This is a genomic window from Streptomyces sp. CBMA123 (assembly GCF_014596465.1).
GTDB lineage: Bacteria > Actinomycetota > Actinomycetes > Streptomycetales > Streptomycetaceae > Kitasatospora.
Genome location: NZ_MECK01000044.1, coordinates 1 through 23,524, shown reverse-complemented (window position 1 = coordinate 23,524; position 23,524 = coordinate 1). Strand labels below are relative to the sequence as shown.

At 71.9% G+C, this 23,524-nt stretch carries 18 protein-coding genes and 1 tRNA gene; 13 read left to right on the top strand and 6 right to left on the bottom strand.

Annotation, left to right across the window (positions count from 1 at the left end):
* Positions 1-132: 132 nt before the first annotated feature.
* The 9 genes from BG452_RS07565 to BG452_RS07525 all read left to right on the top strand — a co-directional run bounded on the left by BG452_RS07565 (position 133) and on the right by BG452_RS07525 (position 11,798).
* A complete protein-coding gene (locus BG452_RS07565; protein ID WP_188303411.1) occupies positions 133-1,512 on the top strand; it encodes a D-alanyl-D-alanine carboxypeptidase in 1,380 nt (459 codons plus the stop codon).
* A 143-nt stretch (positions 1,513-1,655) separates the two neighbouring features.
* Positions 1,656-1,728: transfer RNA gene (locus BG452_RS07560), tRNA-Arg, on the top strand.
* Between the two features lie 632 nt (positions 1,729-2,360).
* Positions 2,361-2,537, top strand: a complete 177-nt coding sequence (locus tag BG452_RS07555) for an FDLD family class I lanthipeptide (protein ID WP_188303410.1) — start codon at positions 2,361-2,363, stop codon at positions 2,535-2,537.
* Positions 2,538-2,710: 173 nt separating this feature from the next.
* Positions 2,711-4,054 (top strand): lanthionine synthetase C family protein, encoded by a 1,344-nt coding sequence (locus tag BG452_RS07550; protein ID WP_188303409.1) that lies wholly within the window; start codon positions 2,711-2,713, stop codon positions 4,052-4,054.
* On the top strand, positions 4,051-7,287 hold the full coding sequence (locus tag BG452_RS07545) for a lantibiotic dehydratase (RefSeq protein WP_188303408.1): 3,237 nt from the start codon (positions 4,051-4,053) through the stop codon (positions 7,285-7,287). The genes BG452_RS07550 and BG452_RS07545 overlap by 4 nt, the downstream gene beginning before the upstream one ends.
* Positions 7,284-9,116 carry an ABC transporter ATP-binding protein gene (locus tag BG452_RS07540; protein ID WP_188303407.1) on the top strand — a complete coding sequence of 611 codons (1,833 nt, stop codon included), beginning with the start codon at positions 7,284-7,286 and terminating at the stop codon, positions 9,114-9,116. The genes BG452_RS07545 and BG452_RS07540 overlap by 4 nt, the downstream gene beginning before the upstream one ends.
* A 7-nt stretch (positions 9,117-9,123) precedes the next feature.
* The gene (locus tag BG452_RS07535) at positions 9,124-10,131 is read left to right on the top strand and encodes an MsnO8 family LLM class oxidoreductase (protein ID WP_188303406.1); all 1,008 of its coding nucleotides are present in this window, start codon (positions 9,124-9,126) and stop codon (positions 10,129-10,131) included.
* 16 nt (positions 10,132-10,147) lie between these two features.
* The gene (locus BG452_RS07530) at positions 10,148-10,987 is read left to right on the top strand and encodes an ABC transporter ATP-binding protein (RefSeq protein ID WP_317620940.1); all 840 of its coding nucleotides are present in this window, start codon (positions 10,148-10,150) and stop codon (positions 10,985-10,987) included.
* A 37-nt stretch (positions 10,988-11,024) separates the two neighbouring features.
* Positions 11,025-11,798, top strand: a complete 774-nt coding sequence (locus tag BG452_RS07525) for a hypothetical protein (protein WP_188303404.1) — start codon at positions 11,025-11,027, stop codon at positions 11,796-11,798.
* Positions 11,799-11,862: 64 nt separating this feature from the next.
* Here the strand turns inward: BG452_RS07525 and BG452_RS07520 are convergent, their stop codons facing one another.
* The gene (locus tag BG452_RS07520; RefSeq protein WP_188303403.1) at positions 11,863-12,690 is read right to left on the bottom strand and encodes a phosphatase PAP2 family protein; all 828 of its coding nucleotides are present in this window, start codon (positions 12,688-12,690) and stop codon (positions 11,863-11,865) included.
* A gap of 426 nt (positions 12,691-13,116) precedes the next feature.
* On the opposite strand from BG452_RS07520, the gene BG452_RS07515 reads away from it, so the two are divergent.
* Both BG452_RS07515 and BG452_RS07510 read left to right on the top strand, forming a co-directional pair.
* Positions 13,117-14,088 (top strand): sigma-70 family RNA polymerase sigma factor, encoded by a 972-nt coding sequence (locus tag BG452_RS07515; RefSeq protein WP_188303402.1) that lies wholly within the window; start codon positions 13,117-13,119, stop codon positions 14,086-14,088.
* Between the two features lie 137 nt (positions 14,089-14,225).
* A complete protein-coding gene (locus tag BG452_RS07510) occupies positions 14,226-14,438 on the top strand; it encodes a hypothetical protein (RefSeq protein WP_188303401.1) in 213 nt (70 codons plus the stop codon).
* Positions 14,439-14,447: 9 nt separating this feature from the next.
* On the opposite strand, the gene mscL is transcribed toward BG452_RS07510, so the two are convergent.
* The 4 genes from mscL to BG452_RS07490 all read right to left on the bottom strand — a co-directional run bounded on the left by mscL (position 14,448) and on the right by BG452_RS07490 (position 19,125).
* Positions 14,448-14,864, bottom strand: a complete 417-nt coding sequence (gene mscL / locus BG452_RS07505; RefSeq protein ID WP_188303400.1) for a large conductance mechanosensitive channel protein MscL — start codon at positions 14,862-14,864, stop codon at positions 14,448-14,450.
* A 571-nt stretch (positions 14,865-15,435) separates the two neighbouring features.
* Positions 15,436-15,774, bottom strand: a complete 339-nt coding sequence (locus tag BG452_RS07500) for an FmdB family zinc ribbon protein (protein ID WP_188303399.1) — start codon at positions 15,772-15,774, stop codon at positions 15,436-15,438.
* Positions 15,775-15,900: 126 nt separating this feature from the next.
* Positions 15,901-17,268, bottom strand: a complete 1,368-nt coding sequence (locus tag BG452_RS07495) for an MFS transporter (RefSeq protein ID WP_317620939.1) — start codon at positions 17,266-17,268, stop codon at positions 15,901-15,903.
* A 372-nt stretch (positions 17,269-17,640) separates the two neighbouring features.
* Positions 17,641-19,125 (bottom strand): potassium/proton antiporter, encoded by a 1,485-nt coding sequence (locus BG452_RS07490; RefSeq protein ID WP_188303398.1) that lies wholly within the window; start codon positions 19,123-19,125, stop codon positions 17,641-17,643.
* Positions 19,126-19,420: 295 nt separating this feature from the next.
* On the opposite strand from BG452_RS07490, the gene BG452_RS07485 reads away from it, so the two are divergent.
* Positions 19,421-22,141: a penicillin acylase family protein gene (locus BG452_RS07485; protein ID WP_188303397.1), complete on the top strand. Its 2,721-nt coding sequence runs from the start codon at positions 19,421-19,423 to the stop codon at positions 22,139-22,141.
* 93 nt (positions 22,142-22,234) lie between these two features.
* Here BG452_RS07485 and BG452_RS07480 read toward each other — a convergent pair whose 3' ends face one another.
* Positions 22,235-22,810, bottom strand: coding sequence for a 5-formyltetrahydrofolate cyclo-ligase (locus BG452_RS07480; protein WP_188303396.1), 576 nt, complete (start codon positions 22,808-22,810; stop codon positions 22,235-22,237).
* A 60-nt stretch (positions 22,811-22,870) separates the two neighbouring features.
* Here BG452_RS07480 and BG452_RS07475 point away from each other — a divergent pair.
* Positions 22,871-23,524, top strand: a 654-nt coding sequence (locus tag BG452_RS07475) for a GGDEF domain-containing protein (protein ID WP_188303395.1), incomplete at its 3' end; no start/stop codon positions are given.

Sequence of the window (23,524 nt, the reverse complement as noted above, 5' to 3'; positions counted from 1 at the left end):
CCCCCCCCCCCCCCCCCCCCCCCCCCCCCCCCCCCCCCCCCCCCCCCCCCCCCCCCCCCCCCCCCCCCCCCCCCCCCCCCCCCCCCCTACCCCCCCGCGCCGACGCCGCTGCCCCGGCCGGACCGCGAGCCGGTGCCGCCCGTCCCGCCGCTGCCCCGGCCCGAGCCGCTGCCCTCCCCGCAGCAGCCCCAGCCCCAGCCCCAGCCCCAGCCCGAGCCGCTGCCCTCGCCCGAGAACACGGCCGAGGCGATGGAGGTGCTGGCCACCCTCAACGCCCGCCCGGTCTCCCCGCTGCGGCGCGTGCTCAAGCGCGTCACCATCTGGACGGTCTTCCTGGCCGTGGTGCTCGGCGCCGTCGTGGTGGCCCAGCTGCTGCGTCCGCTGCCGGACCCGAAGCTGCGGATGACGACCGCGGGCAGCTTCAGCTTCGCCGGCGACCAGCTCGACCTCGCCTGGCCGGCCAAGGGCCAGTCCGCCGCCGAGGTGGTCGGCGTCGGCACCCTCGGCAGCTCGGGCCAGGAGACCCCGGCCCCGATCGCCAGCGTCACCAAGGTGATGAACGCCTACCTGGTGCTGCAGAAGTACCCGCTGAAGAAGGGGGAGAGCGGCCCGAAGATCACCGTCGACAAGCAGGCCGCGCAGGAGTCCGGCAACAGCGACGAGTCCCGGGTGACCCTCACCGAGGGCCAGGTGCTCACCGAGTACCAGGCGCTGGAACTGCTGATGCTGCCGTCCGCCAACAACGTGGCCCGGCTGCTCGCCCGCTACCACTCCGGCTCCGAGGAGGCGTTCGTCAAGCTGATGAACGACACCGCGGCCAAGCTCGGCATGACCAACACCAGCTACGCCGACCCGGCGGGCTTCAGCGCGGACACCAAGTCCACCGCGAAGGACCAGCTGAAGCTGGCCGAGCAGGTCATGCAGGACGACATCTTCCGGCAGATCGTCTCCACCCCGGAGACCACCTTCAACAACGTGAAGATCCTCAACACCAACAATCTGATCAACCCGAAGACCGGCGTCATCGGCGTCAAGACCGGCTCCAGCACCCCGGCCGGCGGCTGCCTGATGTGGGCCGCCTACAAGGACATCGGCGGCACCAAGCGGCTGATCCTCGGCGTCACCCTGGGCCAGCAGGCCACCTCGTCCGCCCCCGGTGACGGCATCCTGCCCACCGTGCTCAAGGTCAGCGGCAAGCAGATCCAGGCCGCGCAGAACGGGCTGACCGGCCAGACCGTGGTGAAGAAGGGCGACGTCGTCGGCAGCGTGGACGACGGCCTCGGCGGCAAGGTCCCGGTCGTCGCGACCAGCGACCTCGTGGTGCCCGGCTTCCCCGGCGTCACCGGCACGATCAGCCTGGACCCGTCCGCGCTGCAGCACAACGAGAAGGCGGGCAAGGAGGTCGGTACCCTGCGGGTCGGCGCGGGCGACGCCAAGACCGAGGTCCGGGTCGCCCTCCAGAACGACCTCAACCCGCCGTCCATCCAGTCCCGGCTGCTGCGCCTCCTCTGACCCCGTCCCTCGGGAACCGCGAAGGGGGAGCCGGCCCGCCCGGCTCCCCCTTCCGCTGTCCTCCCGTCAGCCGCCCCGGACCGCCACCCCCGGCCGACCCCCGATCCGGTAGGCTGTGAGCGGCCTGGTCATCGACCGGCCACGCCTCAGTAGCTCAGGGGATAGAGCACGGCTCTCCTAAAGCCGGTGTCGCAGGTTCGATTCCTGTCTGGGGCACAACAGAACCGCAGCTCACAGGCCCTCCACCCACCCGGGCGGAGGGCCTGCGGCATTTCCCGTCCTCCTTCACTCCACGGGCCACCCTGCTCGTCACGCCGGTCAAGGACGGGTACCGGCAGATCCGCCGGAGGTGGGCGGTCCCGGGGGTGCCGGGTCCGAAGGAACGGCCAGGTCGGCCCCCCGTTTCCGTGACCAGCCCGCCGTACCGTGATTCCGGAATGCCTTATTCTTTTTGTGTGCTGCTTGCGATCGAACCTCCGGTGATTTACCGGGAATATCTGCCGGGTCGCTTTAGTGGAGGATTCGGCAATTCCCGGCGCAGGGCCCAGTTGTCGCGAGATGTCCCGAGTGTCGCCAAAACGGACAAAGAAGCGGCGCGCTAGACCTGAATCGGCCACTGCGGCGTGCCCGAATTGTCGCTCCATGGCTCTGGCCAGTGCAGATCTGTTCCCTCGTGGTAGCGGCGGAGGAGTGCGTGGCCGAAAGCCACTGAAATACCCAGTTAATACTTCGATCGCCGTAGACCTCGTGCTAGAAATGCTTCCACCCGCCGCCTTGTGGCTTTCGCCGCGGACTGGCCACTTGTGCCGATGGGGAAATGCCCGACTTCACAGCACGGAGGAGAGAAAATGGCGAACAACGACTTTGACCTCGACGTCCGCGTGGCGACCGCCCCGGCCGTCGCCGCGTCTCCGGACGGTTTCCTGAGCATGGGCAGCACCTGCTACTCGTGCCACAACTCCTGCGACTGCCAGTACACCGACACCTGCGGCAGCTGCGGCTGCGCCGGCACCAACGTGTGCTGACACCCGCAGGTCCGGTAGCCGTGGCCGCTCTGGTCGACGGCACCTGATCAGATGCGGGGCTCCCGGCACCATGGGGCCGGGAGCCCCGCACATCCACGAGCCGAACCGGCGTCGGCCGGATCCACTGCGAACCCGGGAGCCCCACTGTGGTCGAGCCCAATGATGGAACAGCTATGACCGGGCTCACCCGGGACATCGCCGACCGCCTGGCGGATTTCGCCCTGCGGACGACGCCGGACCGCGACCGTCCGGACCGACCGCACCTGCACCACGACCGTCTCGGCCTGGCCAACGGCTACCCCGGCATGGCGTTGGCCCTACTCTCGGCCGGCCGTGCTCTGGACGACTCCGGCCTGCTGGACGGCGCCCGCGCGGTGCTGCGCCGCAGCGCCGAGGCCACCGCGCAACAGCCGTACTCCGGACCTGGCCTGCACACCGGTACCGCCGGATTCGCCTCCGTCCTCCTGGAGTTCGCCCGCCACGACGAGCGCTACCTGCCGTCCCTGCGCCGGGTCGCCGACAGCCTTGGGGAGCAGATCACCGCCGTCCGTCGGCCCCGTCCCGGCCCCGGCCTCCCGTTCACCGCGTACGACGTCATCGAAGGCGCAGCCGGCCAACTGGCCGCCGCCGCACGCATCGCGGCGCTGCTCGGTGCCCGCGAGGGCGACTCGCTGCACCGCGCCGTCGCCGAACTGATCGAGTACCTCGACATGCTCACCGACCTCGACGAACAGCATCGCTACGGCTGGTTGATGACGCCCGACCACTATCCGTCCGCCTTTCCCTGGTACGCCGAACGCGCCCCGCACGGGATGTACAACCTCGGATTCGCGCACGGCCTGCCGGGCATCCTCGGCGCCCTCTGCGCCGCTGCCGCGGCTGGGTTCGGAAGCACCCGGGTGATCGGGAAGGTCGCCGCTCTGGCGGAGTGGCTGGTCGACAACCGGGTCCAGGATCAGGACCGGGACGCGAGGGCGAGCTGGGCAGTATGCCTTCCGGCGGAGGAGTCCAGCCTGCGCCCCGTCCATGACCCGGCCCAGGAGCCCGCCCGCGCGGCCTGGTGCTACGGCGCTCCCGGCATCGGGATCGGCCTGCTCGGCGCCGCCGCCGTCCTGGACGACCCGGGCCTGCGGGAGACCGCGACCGGCGCGCTGTGCAGGGTCCTCGACACCGACCCGAAGCACCGCAACGTCTTCTCGCCGACCCTGTGCCACGGGCACGCCGGGATGGCCGCGGTCTACCGGCGTGCTCACCGCCAGACCGGCGTCGAGGAGTTCGGCGCGATGGCCGACCGGAGCCTGGCGGCGGTGGCCGACCTGGCCGATCCGGATCGGCCGTTCCTGGTGGCGGACGAGCCCGACCCGGGCCGGCGGGTGGACGACCCCGGTTTCCTTACCGGAGCGGCCGGCACCCTGCTGGCGCTCTCCGCCGCCGTCAGCCCGGACGCGGCGGACTGGGACGAGCTCCTGTTCCTCACTCCGGCCGGGGCCCGGTACAGCGAAAGGACCACAGCGTGACGACCCCTCCGAACGTCCGCCGGCCGGAGCCGAGCAGGAGCGGCCCGCGGGCCGGCCGACGCGCCTACGCCGCGGCCGACTTCTTCCTGCTCCGCGCGCCCGCGCTGCCCGCCCGGGGCCTGACCGACCTGCTCGCCGCCTGTGTGGGCACCCCGGCGGAGGGCATCCCGGTCGGCTGGGAGGACGGCTACCTGCGCGGACTGTTGAGGCTCTGGGCCGATCCCCAGGTGAGTTCCGCGATCCGGATCGCGGCCCCAGACCTCGCGCAGGCCGTCGACCGGCTGGACACCCTGACGCCCCGGGACCGCCACCGGGCGGCGATGAGCCTGGGCCGCTACCTGAACCGGATGAGCGTGCGCCCCACCCCCCTGAGCACCGTGGCCGGTGTCGCGGGCGGGGTCTTCGCCGACGGCCCGGCCCCCGTCCTCGGTACCCCGGCGATCACCTCCTCCCGGGCCCGGCTGGACATGGGGTGGCAGCTCCACCTGTTCAAGTCGGCGGCCGACACCTCCGGGCTGCGTCCGGACCTTGAACTGCGCACCAACGACCTGACCCACCGCGGCCGCGGCCGTGCCTGGCTCTCCGTCGCTGACGGCTACGGGGAGGGAACCCGTCGGACTGCCTCGGTGCGTTGGTCCCCGGCCGTTCGACTGGTGCTGGAGGCGGCCTGCGAGCCGCTGACCTTCGGCGAGCTGGCGGGGCTGCTGACGGACCGGTACCCCGACGTGCCGCAGGCACAGGTACTCGCCCTGCTCCAACAACTGGTCGACCTGGACTTCCTGATCACCTCGCGCCGCCCCTCCTTGCTGGGGGACGCCGACCGGGGCGGTGTCGCCGCGCAGCTGGGCTCCGGCCTCGGAACGGATGCGCTGGCCGCGCTGCGCCGGGCTGAGCAGGAGGTGGCCGCGTTCAACCGGCACGGCCGGACCGCCGAACTGCCCCGGCTGTTCGGCGCGGTCGAACCGCTCGGCGCCGAGGTCGACGCCGACTACCGAGGCCACTACCTGCAGGTGGACTCCACCCTCGACCTGCTGCGGCGCCCGACCCTGCCGGCCGAGGTCCAGCGACTGGCCGAGGACGCCGCCGAACTGTTCAGCACGATCGGCACCGTCTTCAAATACCCCCAGCGACTGCGCGACTACGCCACCGCTTTCACCGAGCGGTACGGCGCCCAGGCCGAGGTGCCGCTGCTCGAACTGCTCTCGCCCGAGACCGGCCTCGGCGCACCGACCGGATACCGCAACCCGCCACGCGGCTTCGACCTCCAGCCGGTCACCCCGGATCGCGGGCGCGAGGAGCGCGAGGCCGTCCTGGGCCGCATGGTGGCGACCGCGCTGGCGGCCGGTTCGCGCGAACTCGTCCTCGACGAGCGGCTGCTGGAGGACCTGAGGCTGGCCGGCGGGCGGCCCGACGACCGGCGGGAGCTGACCCCGGCCCTGGACGTCCACCTCCAGGTGCTGCCGCCCTCGCCGTCCCACCCACGCTGGCGCGGGGTGGTCACCGAGACTGGGGTGGCCTACGGCGGCCGGACCTTCGCGCGGTTTCACGACCTGCTGGAGGAGGACCTGCGGGAGCGCCTGCGCGGGATCGCCATCGCCGAGGAGGAGCGGCTGTCCGGCCTGGCCGTGGTCGAACTCACCTACCTGCCCGCCAAGGCCCGGGCCGGCAACGTCTCCCTGCGCCCGGTGATCCGCGAGCTGGAACTCCCGCTCAACGTGGCCCCGGGGCTGCCGGCCGACCGGGTGCTCGCACTGGAGGACATCCTGGTCGGGGTGCGGGACGGCCGACTCCACCTTCACAGTCAGGCCCTGGGCCGAGAACTGCACGTCACCCAGAACACCATGCTGAACCCGCTGTCCGGGCCGAACGTGTGCCGCTTCCTGCTGGAGGTGTCGGCGACCCAGTTCCGAGGCGCGTCCCCCTTCGACTGGGGCGAGCTGGCGTCGGGCATGCCGTTCCTGCCCCGGATCGTCTGGCGCGACCTGGTGGTCAAGCGTGCCCGCTGGCTGCTGACCGACCGTGACCTGCCGCTCGGCTGCACCGGTGGGCTCGCCGGGTTCGCGGCTGCCGTCGCCGACTGGCGCGCCCGCTGGTCGGTGCCGCGCTTCGGCTACCTCACCCAGAGCGACAACACCATCCTGGTGGACTTGGACAGCCCTCCCTCGCTGGAGGAACTGAGGCTGGCCGCCGCGAAGCACCCCGAGGGCTTCTCACTACAGATCGAGGAGGCGATGCCCGCGCCGCGAGACGGCTTCCTCAAGGACGGCCGGGGCGAGGAGTTCGTCGCCGAGGTGGTCGTCCCAGTGTTGACGGCCGAGGTCCCGGCCGCCCGGCCGCCGCTGCCCCGGGGCCCTTACCGAACCGAGGAGGAGCAGCGACTGCGGCCACCGGGCGGCGAGTGGGTGTACGCCAAGCTGTACACCGAGAGCGACGCGCTGGATGGGCTGCTGACCCAGGACGTGGCCGGCCTGACCGTAGAGCTGGCCGAGCGCTTCGGCACCGGCCACCCGTTCTTCCTGCGCTATGCCGACCCGGCGCCCCACCTGCGGCTGCGCGTCCACGTCCCCGACCGGGACCGGACGGCGGCGGTGTTCGCCCGAGTCGCCGAGTGGGCGCACGGGCTGATGGCGGAAGGCCGGATCACCGACCTGGCCTTCCCGACCTACCGCCGGGAGGTCGAGCGCTACGGCGGCCCGTACCTGATCGACCAGGCTGAGGTGCTGTTCCAGCGGGACAGCGCCGCCGCCCTGGCCCTGCTGGCGCACCTCGCCGAGCCGCTGCCGGAGGGCGCGGGTCCGGCCCTCGACCGGATCGCGCTGACGAGCCTCAGCCTGGAGCGGATCGGCCGGATCCTGCTGCCGGACTTCGCCGAGCGGCACGCGCTGGCGCGCGCGATGTGCGGGCCGACGGCCGGCGGCCCGGAGTACCGGGCAGCGGCCCGGGAGCTGTGGCGCGGCCACACCGAGCCGGGCCCGCACAGCGAGGTGCTCGACCTGGTCGAGTCGCTCTGGCGGGAGGACGGGAACCGGTACGTCGAGGATGTGGCGAAGCGGGCCGAGGCCGGCGAGCTGTGGTCGGACCGGCCGGGCGTGGTCCGGGCCCTGCTGCACATGCACAGCAACCGGATGGGCCTGCCCCGGGACCAGGAGGAGGCCGCGTACGGGATGTGGCGGCGGCTGCTCGACCGGGTGGTGGGCCAGCGGCGGGGCGCGGCGGGTCGGGCGGACGGATGAACCGCATCCGCCGCCGCGTCCAGCGGCTGGGCACCGACCTGCGGCCCGCGCTGACCGTCCTGCGGCTGGCCTGGCAGTCGGACCGCTGGGCGACCTTGCAGGTGACGCTGTTCGCCGCCGCGGCGGGAGCACTGCCGGGCATCCAGGTCAAGGTCACCGCCGCCTTCGCGACCGCGCTGGTGCGGGCGGCCAGCGTCGGCGGCCGGCAGGTGTCCGGGGCGATCGGCTTCCTGGTGCTGCTCGGCTCGGTCGGGCTGGTCGGCCAGCTGATGGCCGTGTTCCAGAACCGCGCCATGCAGCGCTGCCAGAGTCGGCTCTCCGCCCGGCTGGCGGACCGGATCATCCAGCGGGCGGCCGGCTTCTCGCTGTCGCAGGTGGAGGACCCGCAGATCCAGGACTCGCTGCAACGGGCCGTCCGGGAGGTCAACTTCCGGCCCGGCCTGATGCTCAACCAGGTGATCCAGGTGGCCACCCAGGTGGTGACCTTCGGCTCGGTCGGGGCGATCCTGTGGACGCTGGACGCCCGGGTCGCCGTGCTCGCGATGTTCGCCCCTTTTCCGGCGATCATCTCCCAGGTCGTCCAGGGCCGGCGCCTCCACGCGCTGGAACACGGGCGGTCCGAGGAGCGGCGTCGGCTCGCTTACTGGCAGCACCTGGCCTCCCAACCCAGTTCGATGAAGGAGGTGCTGGCGTTCCGGCTCGGTCCGGTGGTGCTGTCCAACCACAGCCGACTGCTCGCCCGCATCGTCGGGGCCGACCTGCGGCTGGCCGACCGCAACCTGTGGCTGGCGATCCCGATGATGGTGGCCACCGCCGCCCTGACACTCGGGGCCCAGGCGACCGCGATCCTGGCGGGCAGCGACGCCGGGCACCTGGCCCAGCTGTTCGCGGTGATCCCGGCGATCGGCATGCTGCAGAGCAGCATGCAGCAGTTCTTCGGCGGCGTGGCCGGGATGTACGTGAACCAGCTGTACCTGCGCAACGTGGTCGAGTTCCTGGCCATCGGCTCGCAGGCGGCGACGTCCGGGGGCCGGCCCTTCCCGGCACGGTTGTCGACGGGCATCGAGTTCCGGGACGTCTCGTTCCGGTACCCGGGCGCCAGCCGGCCCGCGCTCACCGGGGTGTCGTTCACGCTGCGCCCCGGCGAGGTGACTGCGGTCGTCGGGCTCAACGGCGCGGGCAAGTCGACGGTGGGCAAGCTGGTGGGCCGACTGTACGAGCCCACCGAGGGCGAGATCCTGGTCGACGGCGTGCCGCTGCGGGAGTTCGGGCTGGACGGCCTGCGCGACGGCGTCTCCTACGTGTTCCAGGACTACGTCGAGTACCACCTGACGGTGGGGGAGAACATCTCGCTCGGCGCCGTTCACGAACCTGACCGGGCCCCCGAGCGGGTGCGGGCGGTCGCCGAGGAGGTCGGCATCCACGAGCACATCGTCGGCCTGCCGGAGGGGTACGAGACCCAGGCCGGCCGGTCCTTCCGGGGCGGGGTCGAGTTCTCCGGTGGGCAGTGGCAGCGGCTGGCGATCGCTCGCGGCCTGGTCCGCCGGGCCGGCGTGCGGGTGATGGACGAGCCGACGGCCGCGCTCGACACCATCACCGAGGCCGAGCTGCTCGACACCCTGACGACGGCGCTGGACGGCCGGGTCTCGGTACTGATCGCCCATCGGTTCTCCTCGGTGGTCCGGGCCGACCGGGTGCTGGTGTTCGACAGGGGCCGGCTGGTTGAGGACGGCAGCCACCGCGAACTGCTGGAGCTCGACGGGCTTTACGCCCGGATGTACCGCGCCCAAGCGACCGACCGCACATCCGTAACCCAGGACCACTCGTGAGGCGGCGATGAAGCTCACTGCGTTCGACCAGGTGCTGATCTACGACGGGAGCGGCCCGGGTGGAGCCGCCCGGGAGTGCGTCGAACTGGCGGTCGCGGCGGAGCGGTTGGGGTACCACCGGTTCTGGGTGGCGGAGCACCACGGCATCTCGGGCGGCTGTGGATCGCCCGAGGTGCTGGTCGCGGCCGCCGCCTCCGCGACCGACCGGATCCGGGTCGGCACCGCCTCGGTGCTGCTGCCGTACTACGCGCCGTTGAAGGTGGCGACCACCTTCAACCTGCTGGAACGGCTCTTTCCGGGCCGGATCGACCTCGGTGTCGGGCGCGGCCCCGGTGCGGTGGCGGCGGTGAGCCGGCAACTGGTGCGGGAGGGTGAGGCACCCTACGAGGAGAAGCTCGCGGAACTGCTGCGCATCCTCACGGCGGACCGGTCGGAATCCTCGCTCCCGGCGGCGGGCCGGCCGGACTTCTGGCTGACCGGTTCCGGGACGGGCGGGGCGCTGGCTGCTGCTCGGTACGGACTGCCCTTCTGCTTCGCCCAGTTCGTGCATGGAACGCTCCGGCCCGAGGTCGTCGAGAGTTATCGGGAGAACTTTCGACCGGGCCCGTTCGGCCAGGAGCCCAAGGTCGGGGTCTGCGTCCGGGTCGCGGTCGCCGACGACCCGCAGGATGCGCGGGTGCTGCGTTCCCTGGTGGACTGGATCGCGGACCCCGGCCGCGGCTCCGCGCTGCCCGTGGGGACTCTGCCGTCCTGGCGTGAACTGGTGAAATACCAGTCGACGTTGACGCCCGTCGAGAGCTTCACGGTATTGGCCGGTGTGCCCGATTCGGTCAGTGGGAAGGTATCGGAACTGGTCGGGGCCTATCGGCCGGACGAGTTGGTGGTCACCACGGCCTCTCCCGAACTCGCACTCCGTGTCCGGGTGTTCGAGATCGTCACTGGCATGATGGAACGTCAGTTAGCCTCGGACGAAGACCCGGTGGACATTGGTGGGGTCGGGAGCGTTGGTATATAGTCCGAATGTCGTGCACATGCCCATAATTGAAGATGACTGGGAATCGCGGTGCACGCGCGACAGGGGGAAGAAAGCTCATGGGGTGGGCGCTCGCATGATGGTCCTTCAAGCTAGGGACGTAGGAAAGAGTTACGGGGACACGTGGGTCCTCCAGGACTGCGGGTTCGCCTTGCCCGAGGGGTCCGTCACGGCCCTGGTCGGGTTGAACGGGGCCGGGAAGTCCACGCTGCTGCGGCTGATCGCGGGGCTGGACCGCAGCAGTGCCGGCGGGATCGAGATCGCGGGCCGGGAAGTGGTCTTCGGCGAGCCGCCCGCGGTGTCGTACCTGTCGCAGGAGCGCCCGCTGTACCGGGCGCTGCGGGTGCGGGAGATCCTCGGGTACGCGGCGGCGCTGAACGAGGGCTTCGACGCCAAGCTGGCCCGGGAGTGGCTGGACGCCTTCGGGATCCCGTTGGCCCGGCGTTGCCAGGACCTCTCCGGCGGGCAGCACACCCAGGTGGCGCTCGCGGTGGCGCTGGCCAAGCGGTCGCCGCTGGTGGTGCTCGACGAGCCGATGGCCGACCTGGACCCGCTGGCCCGGGAGGACGTCTCGGCCCGGCTGCGGGAGATCGCCGCCACCACCGGGCGCTCGTTCCTGCTCTCCTCCCACGTGATCGGCGACCTCGAACCGGTCTGCGACCGGCTGCTGGTGCTCGCCGACGGACGGATCGTGCTGGACGGGCCGGTCGACGGCCTCGCCGAGCGGGTGCGGGCGAACGGCGGGACGGTGCCGGAGGCGGCCACGCTCACCGAGATCGTGCTGGGCACCCTGCGCGGCTCCAGGGCCGGGGCCCCGCCGTCCCGGCCGGCCGGCTGACCTCCTGATCCCCTGGCCCCCGAAAGGCAGCGTTCCCATGTTTCGGCACACCGTCCGGCTCGACCGGCTGCCCCTGGCGGTCACCGTCGTCGCGCTGGCCCTCTACCTCCCGTCCAGCCTCTACGAGGTGTCGAGCCGGCCGGGCAGCGGCATGACCGAGGGCCTGGCGCCCTACCTCGCCATCCTGCTCGCCGTGGTGTGGGCCGCGCCCATGCTGGCCCGCGAGTTCGAGACCGGCACCAGCGTCTGGGCCTGGACCCAGGGCACCAGCCGCTCGCGCTGGTTCGTCAGCCGGGCGGCGCTGCCGATCCTGGCCGCGATGGCCTCCGGACTGGCCCTGACCGGCGCCGTGATGATCAGCGGGATGCACCGGCCGGTCTTCGTCGCGCACGACCACATGAGCGAGAACTACCTCAGCACCCACGGCCCCTACCTGGTGCTGAGCGCGCTGTGCGCGATCGCCACCGGCCTCGCGGCCGCGGCCGCCACCCGCCGGGCCGTCCCGGCGATCGGCATCAGCCTGATCGCGCAGATCGCGCTCACCCTGGCGATGCCGAAGCTGGCGACCCTGGTCGCGCCCACCACCACCGCGACCTTCGGGCGTGGGGTGACCGACTACCAGATCGCGGTTCTGGACGGGCACCAGACCTCGCTGACCCGGCTCGCGGACGGCGGGGTGGCGGTGGAGTACCAGTCGAACGGCTACTTCTGGGAGGCCCAACTGGTCGCCAGTGCGGTCTTCCTGCTGCTGACCGCCGCCCTGCTCGGCTACGCCTGGCGCACGGTGCGCACCCTCCCGACCAAGGGCTGACCGCCACCGCCCGCTCGCAGGCCCTCCGTCGACTCCGGCGGGGGGCCTGCGGCGTTCGGGTGCGTCAACTACGGCCCCAGCCGGGTCCGTCGACGCCGTGGCCGTCCGACTCGGCTTCCTCCAGCGGCTCGTCGGCCCGCGGCGCCCGGACGGACGGCACGATGACCCGCTGGACCCTGGGCCTGGTGCGCCAGTTGACCCGCCGGACGTCCCGGGCCAGCGCGCCCGGCCGCCACAGTTCTATCGCGGCGGTCACGAGGCCCAGTACGGCGCCGGCGGCCAGCCAGCCGGCCACCACGTCGCTGGGCCAGTGCACCCCGAGGGCCGTCCTGGTCCAGCCGATGGTCAGCACGGTGACGGCCGCCACCGAGCAGGCGATGGTCCGGCCGCGGCGGTCGACCCGGTACCAGACCAGGCCGACCAGGACGGCGCAGGTGATCGCCGAGGCCATGGCGTGCCCGGAGGGGAAGGCCGGGCCGCCGGCGTGCGAGACCGGGTCGGAGAAGGCGGGCCGCTGCCGGTCGACGGCCAGCTTGAGCGCCCACTGGGCACCCCAGCCGACCAGCGCCTGGGCGGCCACCCAGCCGGCCAGCACCCGGGCGCCGATCAGCCAGAGCCAGCCGGCGGCGATGCCGAGCAGCGCACGCATCGTGACGGGGCCGCCGATGTCGGAGAGGGTCTGCACCGCGGCGGTCCAGATCCGGTGGTCCCGCGCGTAGTCGTGGAGTCCGCCGGTCCAGTCCTGGTCGAACTCGTGCAGGGGGTGCCAGTGGCCCGTCACCAGCATCGCCAGGAGGCCGAACAGCGCGGCGCAGCCCAGCGCGAGCGACGCGTCCCGAAGGAGGCGGCGATGACGCACGGTGACGGGAGTCGTGCTGTTGGTCAGGTGCATGCCTGACACCTTCCCAGCGCGCTGTGCCGATCGGGAGCTGGAGTGATAGCGATTCGGCATCTTTTGTGCGGAGGACCTGCGTGCGCCGGGGGGTGGGCGCGGGCGGACGTTCGGGGGCGCCCGGGAACGCCGGCGATCGTCCGCCTGTTCAACCAAGGGGCGGCGGTCGGGTGTGCGGACGGTGAAGAAGCGCTTGCGAAGCGGTCGCTCGCGAGCACCGGAGGTGCCCGATCGGTCACCGAGTGTCCAGAGCCGGGGTGAAAACCGGCAGGATACTGCATCGCCGGGAAGAATCTGAACGACTTGGGAATGTTGTCCGGAATCTGTTCGTTGGATCGTTACGTGTGAGCCCCCAGGGGCCCGCACTTCTTGCCCTCCTGGGGGCAGGCAGGCAGACCTCGGCAACACCAGTCAAAGGGAGCAAGCATGGCCACCCGTGCCGTCGTTCGTGACAGGGCCGACCGGACTCGCGCGGCCCGCCCGACCAACTTCGAGGCCGACCGCGACCTGGTCGGTATGTACCTCGACGAGATCGCCAGGACGCCCCTGCTCGATGCCGCCGAGGAGGTCGAGCTCTCGCTGCGGATCGAGGCCGGTGTGTACGCCCAGCACCTGCTGGAGGGGGACGAACTCCCCGACGGTGTCACGCGCGAGGAGCTGGAGGCGATAGCCGCCGACGCCGAGCGCGCCAAGGACGTCTTCATCCGCTCGAACCTCCGCCTGGTGGTGGCGGTCGCCCGGCGCTACCCGCGCAGCGGCCTCCCCCTGCTGGACCTCATCCAGGAGGGCAACGCGGGCCTGGTGCGCGCCGTCGAGAAGTTCGACTACGCCAAGGGCTTCAAGTTCTCCACCTACGCGACCTGGTGGATCCGCCAGGCGATCACCCGCTCGATCGCCGACCAGTCCCGCACCATCCGGCTGCCCGTGCACCTGGTCGAGGAGCTGGGCAGGATCCGACGGGTGCAGCGGGAGAAGTCCAAGGAGCTGGGCCGTGAGGCCGAGCCGGCCGAGATCGCGGCCGAGCTGGACACCACCGAGGCCCGGATCAAGGACGTGCTGGACTGGGCCCGCGACCCGGTCAGCCTCAACATGTCCGTCGACGACGAGGGCGAGACCCAGTTCGGCGACCTGGTGGAGGACACCGGGGCGACGTCCCCCGAGGACGCCGTGATGGTCATGCTCCGCCGCGAGGAGCTGGACGGCCTGATCGGGCGGCTGGACGACCGCACCGCGTCGATCATCCGCTCCCGCTACGGGATGGAGGACGGCCGCGAGCGCACCCTCACCGAGGTGGGCAAGCAGCACGGCCTCACCCGCGAGCGGATCCGGCAGATCGAGAAGCACGCCCTGGCCGAGCTGAAGAAGATCGCCGACCACGCGGGCTTCGAAGCCGCCTGACGATCGACGGCCGGTGGCCTGCCACCCGGGCCCTGATGCGGAGCGCTCCGCACCGGGGCCCGAGGCGCGTCATGGGCCTCTTAGGCTGGAGGGACAGGTCAGACCGTGAGCAGGGGATCGGCAGGGGAGTGGACAGGGTGAACGAACAACGGCAGGGACAGGAAGACGGGCAGGAGCAGGAGAAGCGCGAGGCCGAGGCCAAGGCCCGGCTGCTCTTCCGTGACCCGCTGGACCAGCAGTCCCGGGACGACACCGACGCCGGCTGGGGCGACCGCCCGGGGGCGGGGCAGAGCGGTGGGCGGGGGCTGGACTGGTACCTGAGCCAGCGCCCGCCGCACCACGGGGACTGAGGGCGTGCCCTAACGCGTCGCGACCAGCGCGTCGCGGATCTCGGTCAGCAGTTGGACCTCCTTGGCCTCGGCCTCGGCTGCCACCTCGGCGATGCTCTTGCGCCTGGCCGCCATCCGGTTCATCGGCACGATCAGGACGAAGTAGACGACGGCGGCGGTGATCAGGAACTGCAGGGCGGCACTGAGCACCGACCCCCACAGGATGAGGATTCCGGACGTGACCTCACCGGTGCCGCTCACCTCGCAGGGCCCCTTGAGGCAGGAACTGTAGGACGCCAGGTCCTTCGTCCCGAACACGCCGACGAGCGGGTTGATCACGCCCTTGACGAAGGCGTTGACGATGTTGGTGAAGGCCGCGCCGATGACCACGGCGACGGCGAGTTCGACGACATTTCCACGCAGCAGGAATTCCTTGAAGCCTTTCATGCCGCCTCGAACGACGAAGTCGTTCCTGGGTTACGGGTGATCTTCCGGCAGCCCGGATTGACAACCCGTACGGCCCACCGCGCCCGCGGCGGGCGGCGGCAGCCCGGCCCGCAGAGGCCCGGAGGCGAGCGCCGCGGCTACCGCGAGCAGTACCAGCGCGGGCACCCCGCCCCGCCGTCGGACGGCTCGGCGCCAGCGGTGCCACCTGCCGCACCCGCGCCGGATCGGCGGGAAGCTCGGCACCTCCCGCCGGGGCGGCACGGTGGGGGCGGGCAGGGGGAGGGAGAGGGGCGGGCTCGTGGTCGTCATCGGGACACCTCCGGATTCGGTCGGTTCTTGCTCGATGACCCACACCCTGCGCGTTCCCGCCGCGACCGGGAAACGGATTCCCACAGCCTGTGGACAAACCCGCCCCTGTGGATAACTTCGTACACTCACACGAGCTAATTCGGCCCTCGAAAGTTGACGAAGGCGACGGAAGGCCGCGCGAGAAGCGGGCGACAAGGCACGCGAAAAGGCCCGCCGGCCCCCGCGCGAAGCGGGGCCGACGGGCCTTCCCGTGAAACCGAGGTCAGCCGGCGGCCGGAGCCGGGCTGCTCGACGAGCTGGACGAGCTGGACGAGCCGGAAGAGCTCGACGAACCGGACGAACCCGAACCCGAGGTCGACGACGAGGCCGTGGTCGACGTCGAGGAGCCGGTGGACGAACCCGCGCCCACCGTGCTGCTGGAGGACGAGCGGCTGTCGGTGCGGTAGAAACCCGAGCCCTTGAACACGACACCCACGGCCGAGAAGACCTTGCGGAGCCGTCCCTGGCAGTCGGGGCACGTGGTCAGCGCCTCGTCGGTGAACTTCTGCACCGCCTCCAGGCCGTTGCCGCACTCGGTGCACTGGTACTGGTACGTGGGCACTTGTCTTCCTCCTGGCACTCTCGCCTGATGAGTGCTAACGATGGTCAATGATGCGGTATTCCGTTGGATCAGTCCAGCGAATCCGGTGTGAGATGAGCCGGTACCGCGTCACCGCCCACCGCGCGTTCAGCCCTTGGCCGCGCCGACGAGCTGTGCCGCGTTGCCGCGCTCGGCCGACGAAGCCACCACCCGGCTCGCCCCGCCCGGGGCCACCAGCAGGTGCCGCATCGACAGCAGCGCGATCAGCCCCAGCCCGGCACCGACGGCCGGCACCAGGAACCCGACCGAGGGCCCGTGGCCGTCGAGCAGCTTGCCCGCCGCCATCGAGCCGAACGCCAGGCCCAGCCCGATCGCGCCGGTCAGCCAGGTGAAGGCCTCCGTCTTGGCGCCGTCCGCGACCAGCGTCTCGACCAGGGTGTAGCCGCTGATCAGGGTCGGGGCGATGGCCAGACCGCAGACCAGCCCGGCGACCGTCAGGGCGACCAGGTTGGGCATCGCCCACAGCACCGAGCAGCCCAGCACCAGCATCGTGTAGCTCATGGCCATCCGCTGCTGCACCGGCCGCCGCCAGGCGATCACGCCGTACAGCACGCCGGCCAGCATCGAGCCGCCCGCGAAGATCCCGTACACCGTGCCGCCGGAGTCGTGCTGCCCCACCGAGTCGGCGAAGGCGTTGACCGACACCTGCATGCCGCCGAACACCGCGCCGACCCCGAGGAAGGCTCCGACCAGCAGCCGGACGCCGGGCGAGGCCAGCGCCGAGGCGCGTCGCACGCCGGGTTCCGGGAGGATCCGGGCGGGGGCGCTGCGCCGCTGGGCCGCGAAGGCGAGACCGCCGACCAGGGTCAGCGAGGCCTCGACGACCAGCGCGACCGCCGGGCTGGCGAGGGCGGCGATGTTGGCGGCCAGGATCGGGCCGACCACGAAGGTGAACTCGTCCGTCACGGACTCGAAGGCGAAGGCGGTGCTCACCTTGGCGCCGGCGGCGGGCGAGGCGCCCTCCCCGGTGAAGGTGGAGACCCAGCGGGCCCGGACCATCGCGCCGACCTGCGGCACGCTCGCCCCGGCGGGGACGGCGGCCAGGTACACGCTCCAGTCCGGTGCGTGGCCGAGCGCCAGCGCGATCAGCACGCCGACCGAGGCCGCGTGCACCAGCACCGTCGGGACCAGCACCGCGGCCTGGCCGTACCGGTCGGCCAGCCGCCCGGTCTGCGGCCCGATCAGGGCCTGGGCGACGGCGGCGACGGCGACGGCCGTACCGGCGGTGCCGTACGAGCCGGTGGTCTGGGTGACGAGCAGCAGGAGGCCCATGCTGAGCATCGCGTAGGGCAGCCGCGCGACGAGGGCGGGGGACAGGAACGTCCAGGCGCCGGGTGTGCGCAGCAACTCGCCGTACCCGACCCTGGCGGGCGGCTCGGCGGCGGTGTCCACAGTGCTGGTCGCGGTCTCCGGAGCGGAGTCCGCGGTGATCTCGACCGTTCGGCGGGCCGTCACGGTCGGTCCTTCCTGCTGCCTGGTAGCGCGGCAGGGCATGGGGTGGCCCCGACGGCGCCGAGAGTCGTCCTCTCGCGCGTCGACCGGGGTAGATACCGGGTCGGCCGGGCCTGGTGGGCCGGTGCCGGACCGCGGCCGCCGAGCGGTCGCGCCAACTCTGCGTCAGGCAGATGCTGGGGGTGGTCTAACGGTAGTTATACGGCGTGGTCGAACCAGCATACAGTTACGCGCGTAGATACCGCCAGGCCACCCAGGTCGCGCAGGTCACCCGAGCCACGCAGGTCACCCGAGCCACGCAGGTCACCCGAGCCACCCAGGCCGCTCAGGTCGCGCTGGCCACCCGAGCCACGCAGGCCGCCCGCGCTCAGGCGCTCACCGCCCGTTCAGCCACCCCGCCAGCTTGCCGCCCTTGTCCACGGCCCGCAGCCGCCGCTCGGCCGCCTCGCCCACCTCGTCGGTGGTGACCACCAGCAGCTCGTCCCCGCCGCGCAGCATCGTCGCCTTGTCCGGCACGAAGGAGTTGCCCTCCCGCACGACCAGGGTGACCGCCGCCCCCTTGGGCAGCCGCAGCTCGCTGATCTCCACGCCGGACATCCGCGAGGTCGGCGAGAGCGCGACCGACAGCAGGTGCCCGTGCAGCTTCTCCAGCGGGGCGGACTCGATGTCGAGGTCCTGCCCCATCGCGCCCTCGCCGATCCGCAGCCGCTTGGCCATCCAGGGCAGGGTCGGGCCCTGGAGCAGGGTGAAGACGACCACCAGGATGAAGACGATGTTGAACACGTCCTCGGCCCGGTGCGCGCCGGAGACCACCGGGATGGTGGCCAGCACGATGGGCACCGCCCCGCGCAGCCCGGCCCAGCTGAGCAGCGCCTGCTCCCGGACGGGCATCTTGAACGGGGTCAGGGTGAGCACCACGGACAGCGGCCGGGCCAGGAAGACCAGCACCGCGCCTATCACCAGCGCGGGGACCACCGCGTCGCCCATGCTCTCGGGCGCGGCCAGCAGGCCGAGCAGCACGAACATGCCGATCTGCCCGATCCAGGCCAGTCCGTCGGCGAAGCCGCGCACCGCCGGTCCGTGCGGGAGCTTGGAGTTCCCGAGGATCACCGCGCTGATGTAGACGGCGAGGAAGCCGGAGCCGTGCAGCAGCGAGCCGCCGGCGTAGGCGAGCACGGTGAGCGCCACCACGGCGATCGGGTAGAGGCCGGAGGAGGGCAGCGCGACGTGCTTGACCGCGAACGCGCCGAGCTTGCCGACGGCCAGGCCGACCGCCACGCCGATCGCCAGTTCGGCGGCGATCGTGCCGAGCAGCACGTACCAGGAGTCCAGTTCGCCGACCGAGGCGAAGGCGACGACCAGGATGACCACGGGGGCGTCGTTGAAGCCGGACTCGGCCTCCAGCAGGCCGGTGAGCCGGTGCGGCAGCGGGACCATCCGCAGGACCGAGAAGACGGCCGCCGCGTCGGTGGAGGAGACGATCGCGCCGAGCAGCAGCGAGGTCCGCCACTCCAGGCCGACCAGCCAGTGCGCGCCGGCCGCGGTGACGAAGACGCTGATCCCGACGCCGACGGTGGCCAGTACGGTGGCCGCCGGCATCGCCGGCTTCACCTCGCGCCAGCTGGTCTTGAGGCCGCCCTCGGCCAGGATCACCACGAGTGCCGCGTAGCCGAGCACCTGGGTCAGTTCGGCGTTGTTGAAGGTGACGCCGATCCCGTTCTGGCCCAGTGCCACGCCGATCCCGAGGTAGATCAGCAGACTGGGCAGTCCTGATCGGGTCGAGAACCGGACGGCGACCACCGCGAAGAGCAGGATCACGGAGGCTTCGAGCAGGAGCTGGTTCAGGTGGGCGACGTTCACGCAGTGGCACCTCGGGCAGGCATGGGCGGGCGGGGTGTCAGGTGGTGCTGAAGGTGTTCCGTTGGTGCAGGGAGGGTGCTGTCGGGCACCGGACCGCTAAGAAGGCGTCAATGCTCCTGTTGCGGATCGTTACTCAGTCTAACATTTTGCCATACCTTTAGCTTGGTCCCGGCTTGGCTCCAGCTCGGTCCCCCGTTCACAGCGCTCCGCCGACTCGGCCTAATGTGGTGCCCTGTCCCGGCCCCAGGCCCCGGACACGCCCGCCCGCCCCGAAGTCAGGACCGCAAGGACCCAGATGCCCCGCTCGAAGAAGTTCCGGCGCGCCCGTCTGATCGTGATCATGCTGGTCGTGCTGCTGGTGGCCGGCGTCGGCTACGGCGGCTACCGCGGGGTCACCGCGGTCCGCGCCTCCTTCCCGGAGGTCGACGGCACGGTCAAGATGGCGGGCCTGAGCGCGCCGGTCGACGTCAAGCGGGACGCCAACGGCATCCCGCAGCTGTACGCGGACACCCCCGAGGACATGTTCCGCGCCCAGGGCTACGTCCAGGCCCAGGACCGCTTCTGGGAGATGGACGTCCGCCGGCACATCACCGCGGGCCGGCTGTCCGAGATGTTCGGCGACAGCCAGGTCGACACCGACTCCTTCATCCGCACCATGGGCTGGCGGCAGGTGGCGCAGAAGGAGTACGACACCAAGCTCTCCCCGGAGGCCAAGAAGAACCTCCAGGCCTACGCGGACGGCGTGAACGCCTGGCTCGGCGAGCACCCCGGCGGGGAGAAGGCCTCGCTGGAGTACGCCCTGCTCGGCGCCGTCAACAGCGGCTACAAGCCCGAGCAGTGGACCCCGGTCGACTCGGTGGCCTGGCTCAAGGCGATGGCCTGGAACCTCTCCGGGAACCTCCAGGAGGAGATCGACCGCTCGCTGCTGGCCCAGGACTTCGGCCCGGACAAGATCGCCGAGCTGTACCCGGACTACCCGTACTCCCGCAACGGCACGATCGTGAAGACCGGCACCGTCAGCGGCGACACCTACCGCCCGGCCGACGGCTCCGCCCAGCCCGGTACGGCCCCCGGCGGCTCCACCACCCAGGGCGCGGCCACCACCAAGGCCCTGATGCAGGGCCTCACCGACCGGATCGACGCGATGCCGCAGCTGCTCGGCCGCCCCGGCCAGGGCATCGGCTCCAACTCCTGGGTGGTCGCCGGCTCGCACACCACCACCGGCAAGCCGCTGCTGGCCAACGACCCGCACCTCGGCCCCGGCCTGCCCTCGGTCTGGTACCAGATGGGCCTGCACTGCCGGACCGTCTCCTCGGCCTGCCAGTACGACGTCTCCGGCTTCACCTTCGCCGGCATGCCCGGCGTGATAATCGGCCACAACAAGGACGTGGCCTGGGGCTTCACCAACTTGGGCGCGGACGTCAGCGACCTCTACCTGGAGAAGGTCACCGGCCCGGACACCTACCAGGTCGACGGCAAGGACGTGAAGTTCGACCTCCGCAAGGAGACCATCAAGGTCGCCGGCGGCGAGGACCGCACCATCACCGTCCGCACCACCCAGACCGGCGCCCCGCTCATCTCCGACGTGAGCACCGAGCAGCAGAACGTCGGCAAGTACGCCCCCAACGGCAGCTCCGCCCCCGACCGCGGCACCGGCGGCTACGGTGTCGCCCTGCAGTGGACGGCGCTCAGCCCGGGCAAGACCATGGACGCCGTCTTCGAGCTGGACAAGGCCCGCAACTGGGACGAGTTCCGCGCCGCCGCCAAGGACTTCGCCGTCCCCGCGCAGAACCTGATCTACGCCGACGCCAAGCACATCGGCTACCAGGCCCCGGGCGTCATCCCGGTGCGCGGCAAGGGCGACGGCTCCATGCCCGCCCCGGGCTGGGACTCCTCCTACCAGTGGAAGCCGGACCCGGTCCCCTTCACCGCCCTGCCGTGGAGCCTCGACCCGGCCGCCGGCTACATCGTCACCGCCAACCAGGCCGTGGTGGACCCGAGCTACAAGTACAACCTCACCAAGGACTGGGAGTACGGCACCCGGGCCAAGGAGATCACCGACCAGATCGAGGGCCTGCTCAAGAACAACGGCAAGATCTCGCCGGACGACATGCAGACCCTCCAGCTGGACAACACCAGCATCATGGCCAAGACGCTCGTCCCGCTGCTGCTCAAGCAGCAGATCGACGACCCGTACGTGCGCGAGGCCCAGGACCTGCTGAAGGACTGGAACTTCCACCAGGACGCCGACTCGGCCGCCGCCGCCTACTACAACGGCGTCTGGCGCAACCTGCTCAGCCTCGCCTTCGGGCAGAAGTTCCCGGCCGACATCCGCGCCAAGGACAACTGCCTGCTGGTCCGCCAGCAGGACGACCCGACCAAGCCGGACAGCTCCAGCAGGATCGTCACCCAGTGCGGCACCCGCGACCCGGGCAAGGCCCAGCCGGACGGCGGCGACCGCTGGACCGAGGTGGTGCGCGCCCAGCTGGACAAGCCCGACAGCTCGTGGTGGACGTACATCGACTCCCAGCACAAGGAGCAGAAGGGCCTGGACAACCTCCTCAAGGAGGCCATGAAGAACGCCCGCCAGGACCTGACCTCGCTGCTCGGCAAGGACATCTCCACCTGGAGCTGGGGCCGCCTGCACAAGCTGGACCTGCGCGAGCAGACCCTCGGCACCGACAACTCCTCGATCGCCTCCGGCGTCGTCCACAAGCTGCTCAACCGCGGCCCCTACCGCCTCTCCGGCGGCTCGGCGGCGGTCGACGCGGCGGGCTGGAACGCGGCGGCCGGCTACCAGGTGGACTGGATCCCGTCGATGCGGATGGTGGTCGACCTGAACGACCTGGACTCCTCGCGCTGGGTCAACGTCGGCGGCGCCTCCGGCCACGCCTTCCACCAGAACTACAACGACCAGACCGACCTCTGGCTCAAGGGCAAGCTGCTGACCTGGGCGTTCACCCCGGACGCGGTCGAGAAGGCCACCCAGCACAAGCTGGTGCTCACCACCGGCTGACGCCGGTACGACGCGCGGACGGCGGCGGCCCCGCTCCCCGATGAGGGGAGCGGGGCCGCCGCCGTCGGTCCACCAGGGCGCCCACCCGGGCCCTCAGCCGAGCGCCCGCACCCCCGAGGGCGTGACCGCCAGGTCCACCGGCAGGTCGTGCGGCTCGGCCGGCACCCGCTCCAGCAGCTCGTGCTCGTACAGCAGCACCGCCAGCACCGGCCGCGCCCCCGACCGCTCCAGCCGGGCCAGCACCCGGTCGTAGCTGCCGCCGCCCCGGCCCAGCCGCAGCCCGCCCCGGTCCACCGCCAGGCCCGGCAGCAGCACCACCGAGGCCCCCGTGACGGCCTCCGGCCCGAGCCGCGGCCCGACCGGCTCCAGCAGCCCGCGCCCGGCCGGGGCCAGCTCCCCGGGCCCGGTGTACTCGGCCCAGTCCAGGTCGTTGTCGGGCAGCAGCACCGGCAGCAGCACCCGCACACCGCTCTCCCGCAGCGCGTCCAGCAGCGGCCTGGTCCCGGGCTCCGCGCCCACCGAGACGTACGCGGCCACCGTGCTGCCGGCGGCCGCCAGCTCCCAGGCGTGCCCGGCCAGCGCGTCCGCCGCCTCCGCGCGCCCCTCGGCGGTGAGTGCGCGCCGTCGCGTCAACAGCCGTGTCCTCAGGTCGCTCTTCTCGTTGTGCACCGGATCCTCCGCGTCCGAAAACCGTGACGCGCAGAGCCTGACACGCGAAAGGGCCCCCGATTGTCCACCCCGTTGCTGGTCCAGGCCCTGGCCGCGCTGAGCGCCCCCGCACTGGCCGGGGCCACCGCGCTCGGCCTGCGCGGCCGCCGGGAACGCGCCGAGGCCGCCGAGGACCGGGAACGGCTGACCGGGCGGATCGCCGAGCTGGAGGAGTGCTGCGCCGAACTGGAGCGCACCGCCTCCTGCGACCCGCTCACCGGTGTCTGGAACTACCGCCACCTGCAGCTCACCCTGGACCGGGAGATCGAACGGTCCCGCCGCGCCGAGCACACCGACCAGGCCGACGGCCCGCGCCCGCTGGCCGTCCTGCTGCTGGAGATCGCCGGCTTCGACGCCGTCACCGCCGAGCACGGCCGCGCCCGCGGCAACGCGGTGCTGCGCGACCTCGCCCAGCGGCTCGCGATGGAGATCCGCCGCGCCGACACCCTGGGCCGCTACGGCGGCGAGGAGTTCCTGGTGGTGCTGCCGGACACCGGGGCCGAGGGCGCCGTGCACGTCGCCGAGCGGCTGATCTGGTCGGTCCGCCGGCACCTGCTGCTCGACTGGTCCTCCGGCACCAGAGCGCCCCGCCCGGCCCGGGGCAACGGCCTGACCGCCGCCGTCGGCATCGCCGTCCTGCCCGAGGACGGCACCCACGCGGCCGTCCTGCTGCGC

Coding starts and splice junctions, on each gene's coding strand:
- BG452_RS07555 (WP_188303410.1), top strand. CDS start 2,361: ATGGCGAACAACGACTTTGACCTCGACGTCCGCGTGGCGACCGCCCCG.
- BG452_RS07520 (WP_188303403.1), bottom strand. CDS start 12,690: ATGCACCTGACCAACAGCACGACTCCCGTCACCGTGCGTCATCGCCGC.
- BG452_RS07540 (WP_188303407.1), top strand. CDS start 7,284: ATGAACCGCATCCGCCGCCGCGTCCAGCGGCTGGGCACCGACCTGCGG.
- BG452_RS07515 (WP_188303402.1), top strand. CDS start 13,117: ATGGCCACCCGTGCCGTCGTTCGTGACAGGGCCGACCGGACTCGCGCG.
- mscL (WP_188303400.1), bottom strand. CDS start 14,864: ATGAAAGGCTTCAAGGAATTCCTGCTGCGTGGAAATGTCGTCGAACTC.
- BG452_RS07535 (WP_188303406.1), top strand. CDS start 9,124: ATGAAGCTCACTGCGTTCGACCAGGTGCTGATCTACGACGGGAGCGGC.
- BG452_RS07525 (WP_188303404.1), top strand. CDS start 11,025: ATGTTTCGGCACACCGTCCGGCTCGACCGGCTGCCCCTGGCGGTCACC.
- BG452_RS07530 (WP_317620940.1), top strand. CDS start 10,148: ATGCCCATAATTGAAGATGACTGGGAATCGCGGTGCACGCGCGACAGG.
- BG452_RS07550 (WP_188303409.1), top strand. CDS start 2,711: ATGACCGGGCTCACCCGGGACATCGCCGACCGCCTGGCGGATTTCGCC.
- BG452_RS07485 (WP_188303397.1), top strand. CDS start 19,421: ATGCCCCGCTCGAAGAAGTTCCGGCGCGCCCGTCTGATCGTGATCATG.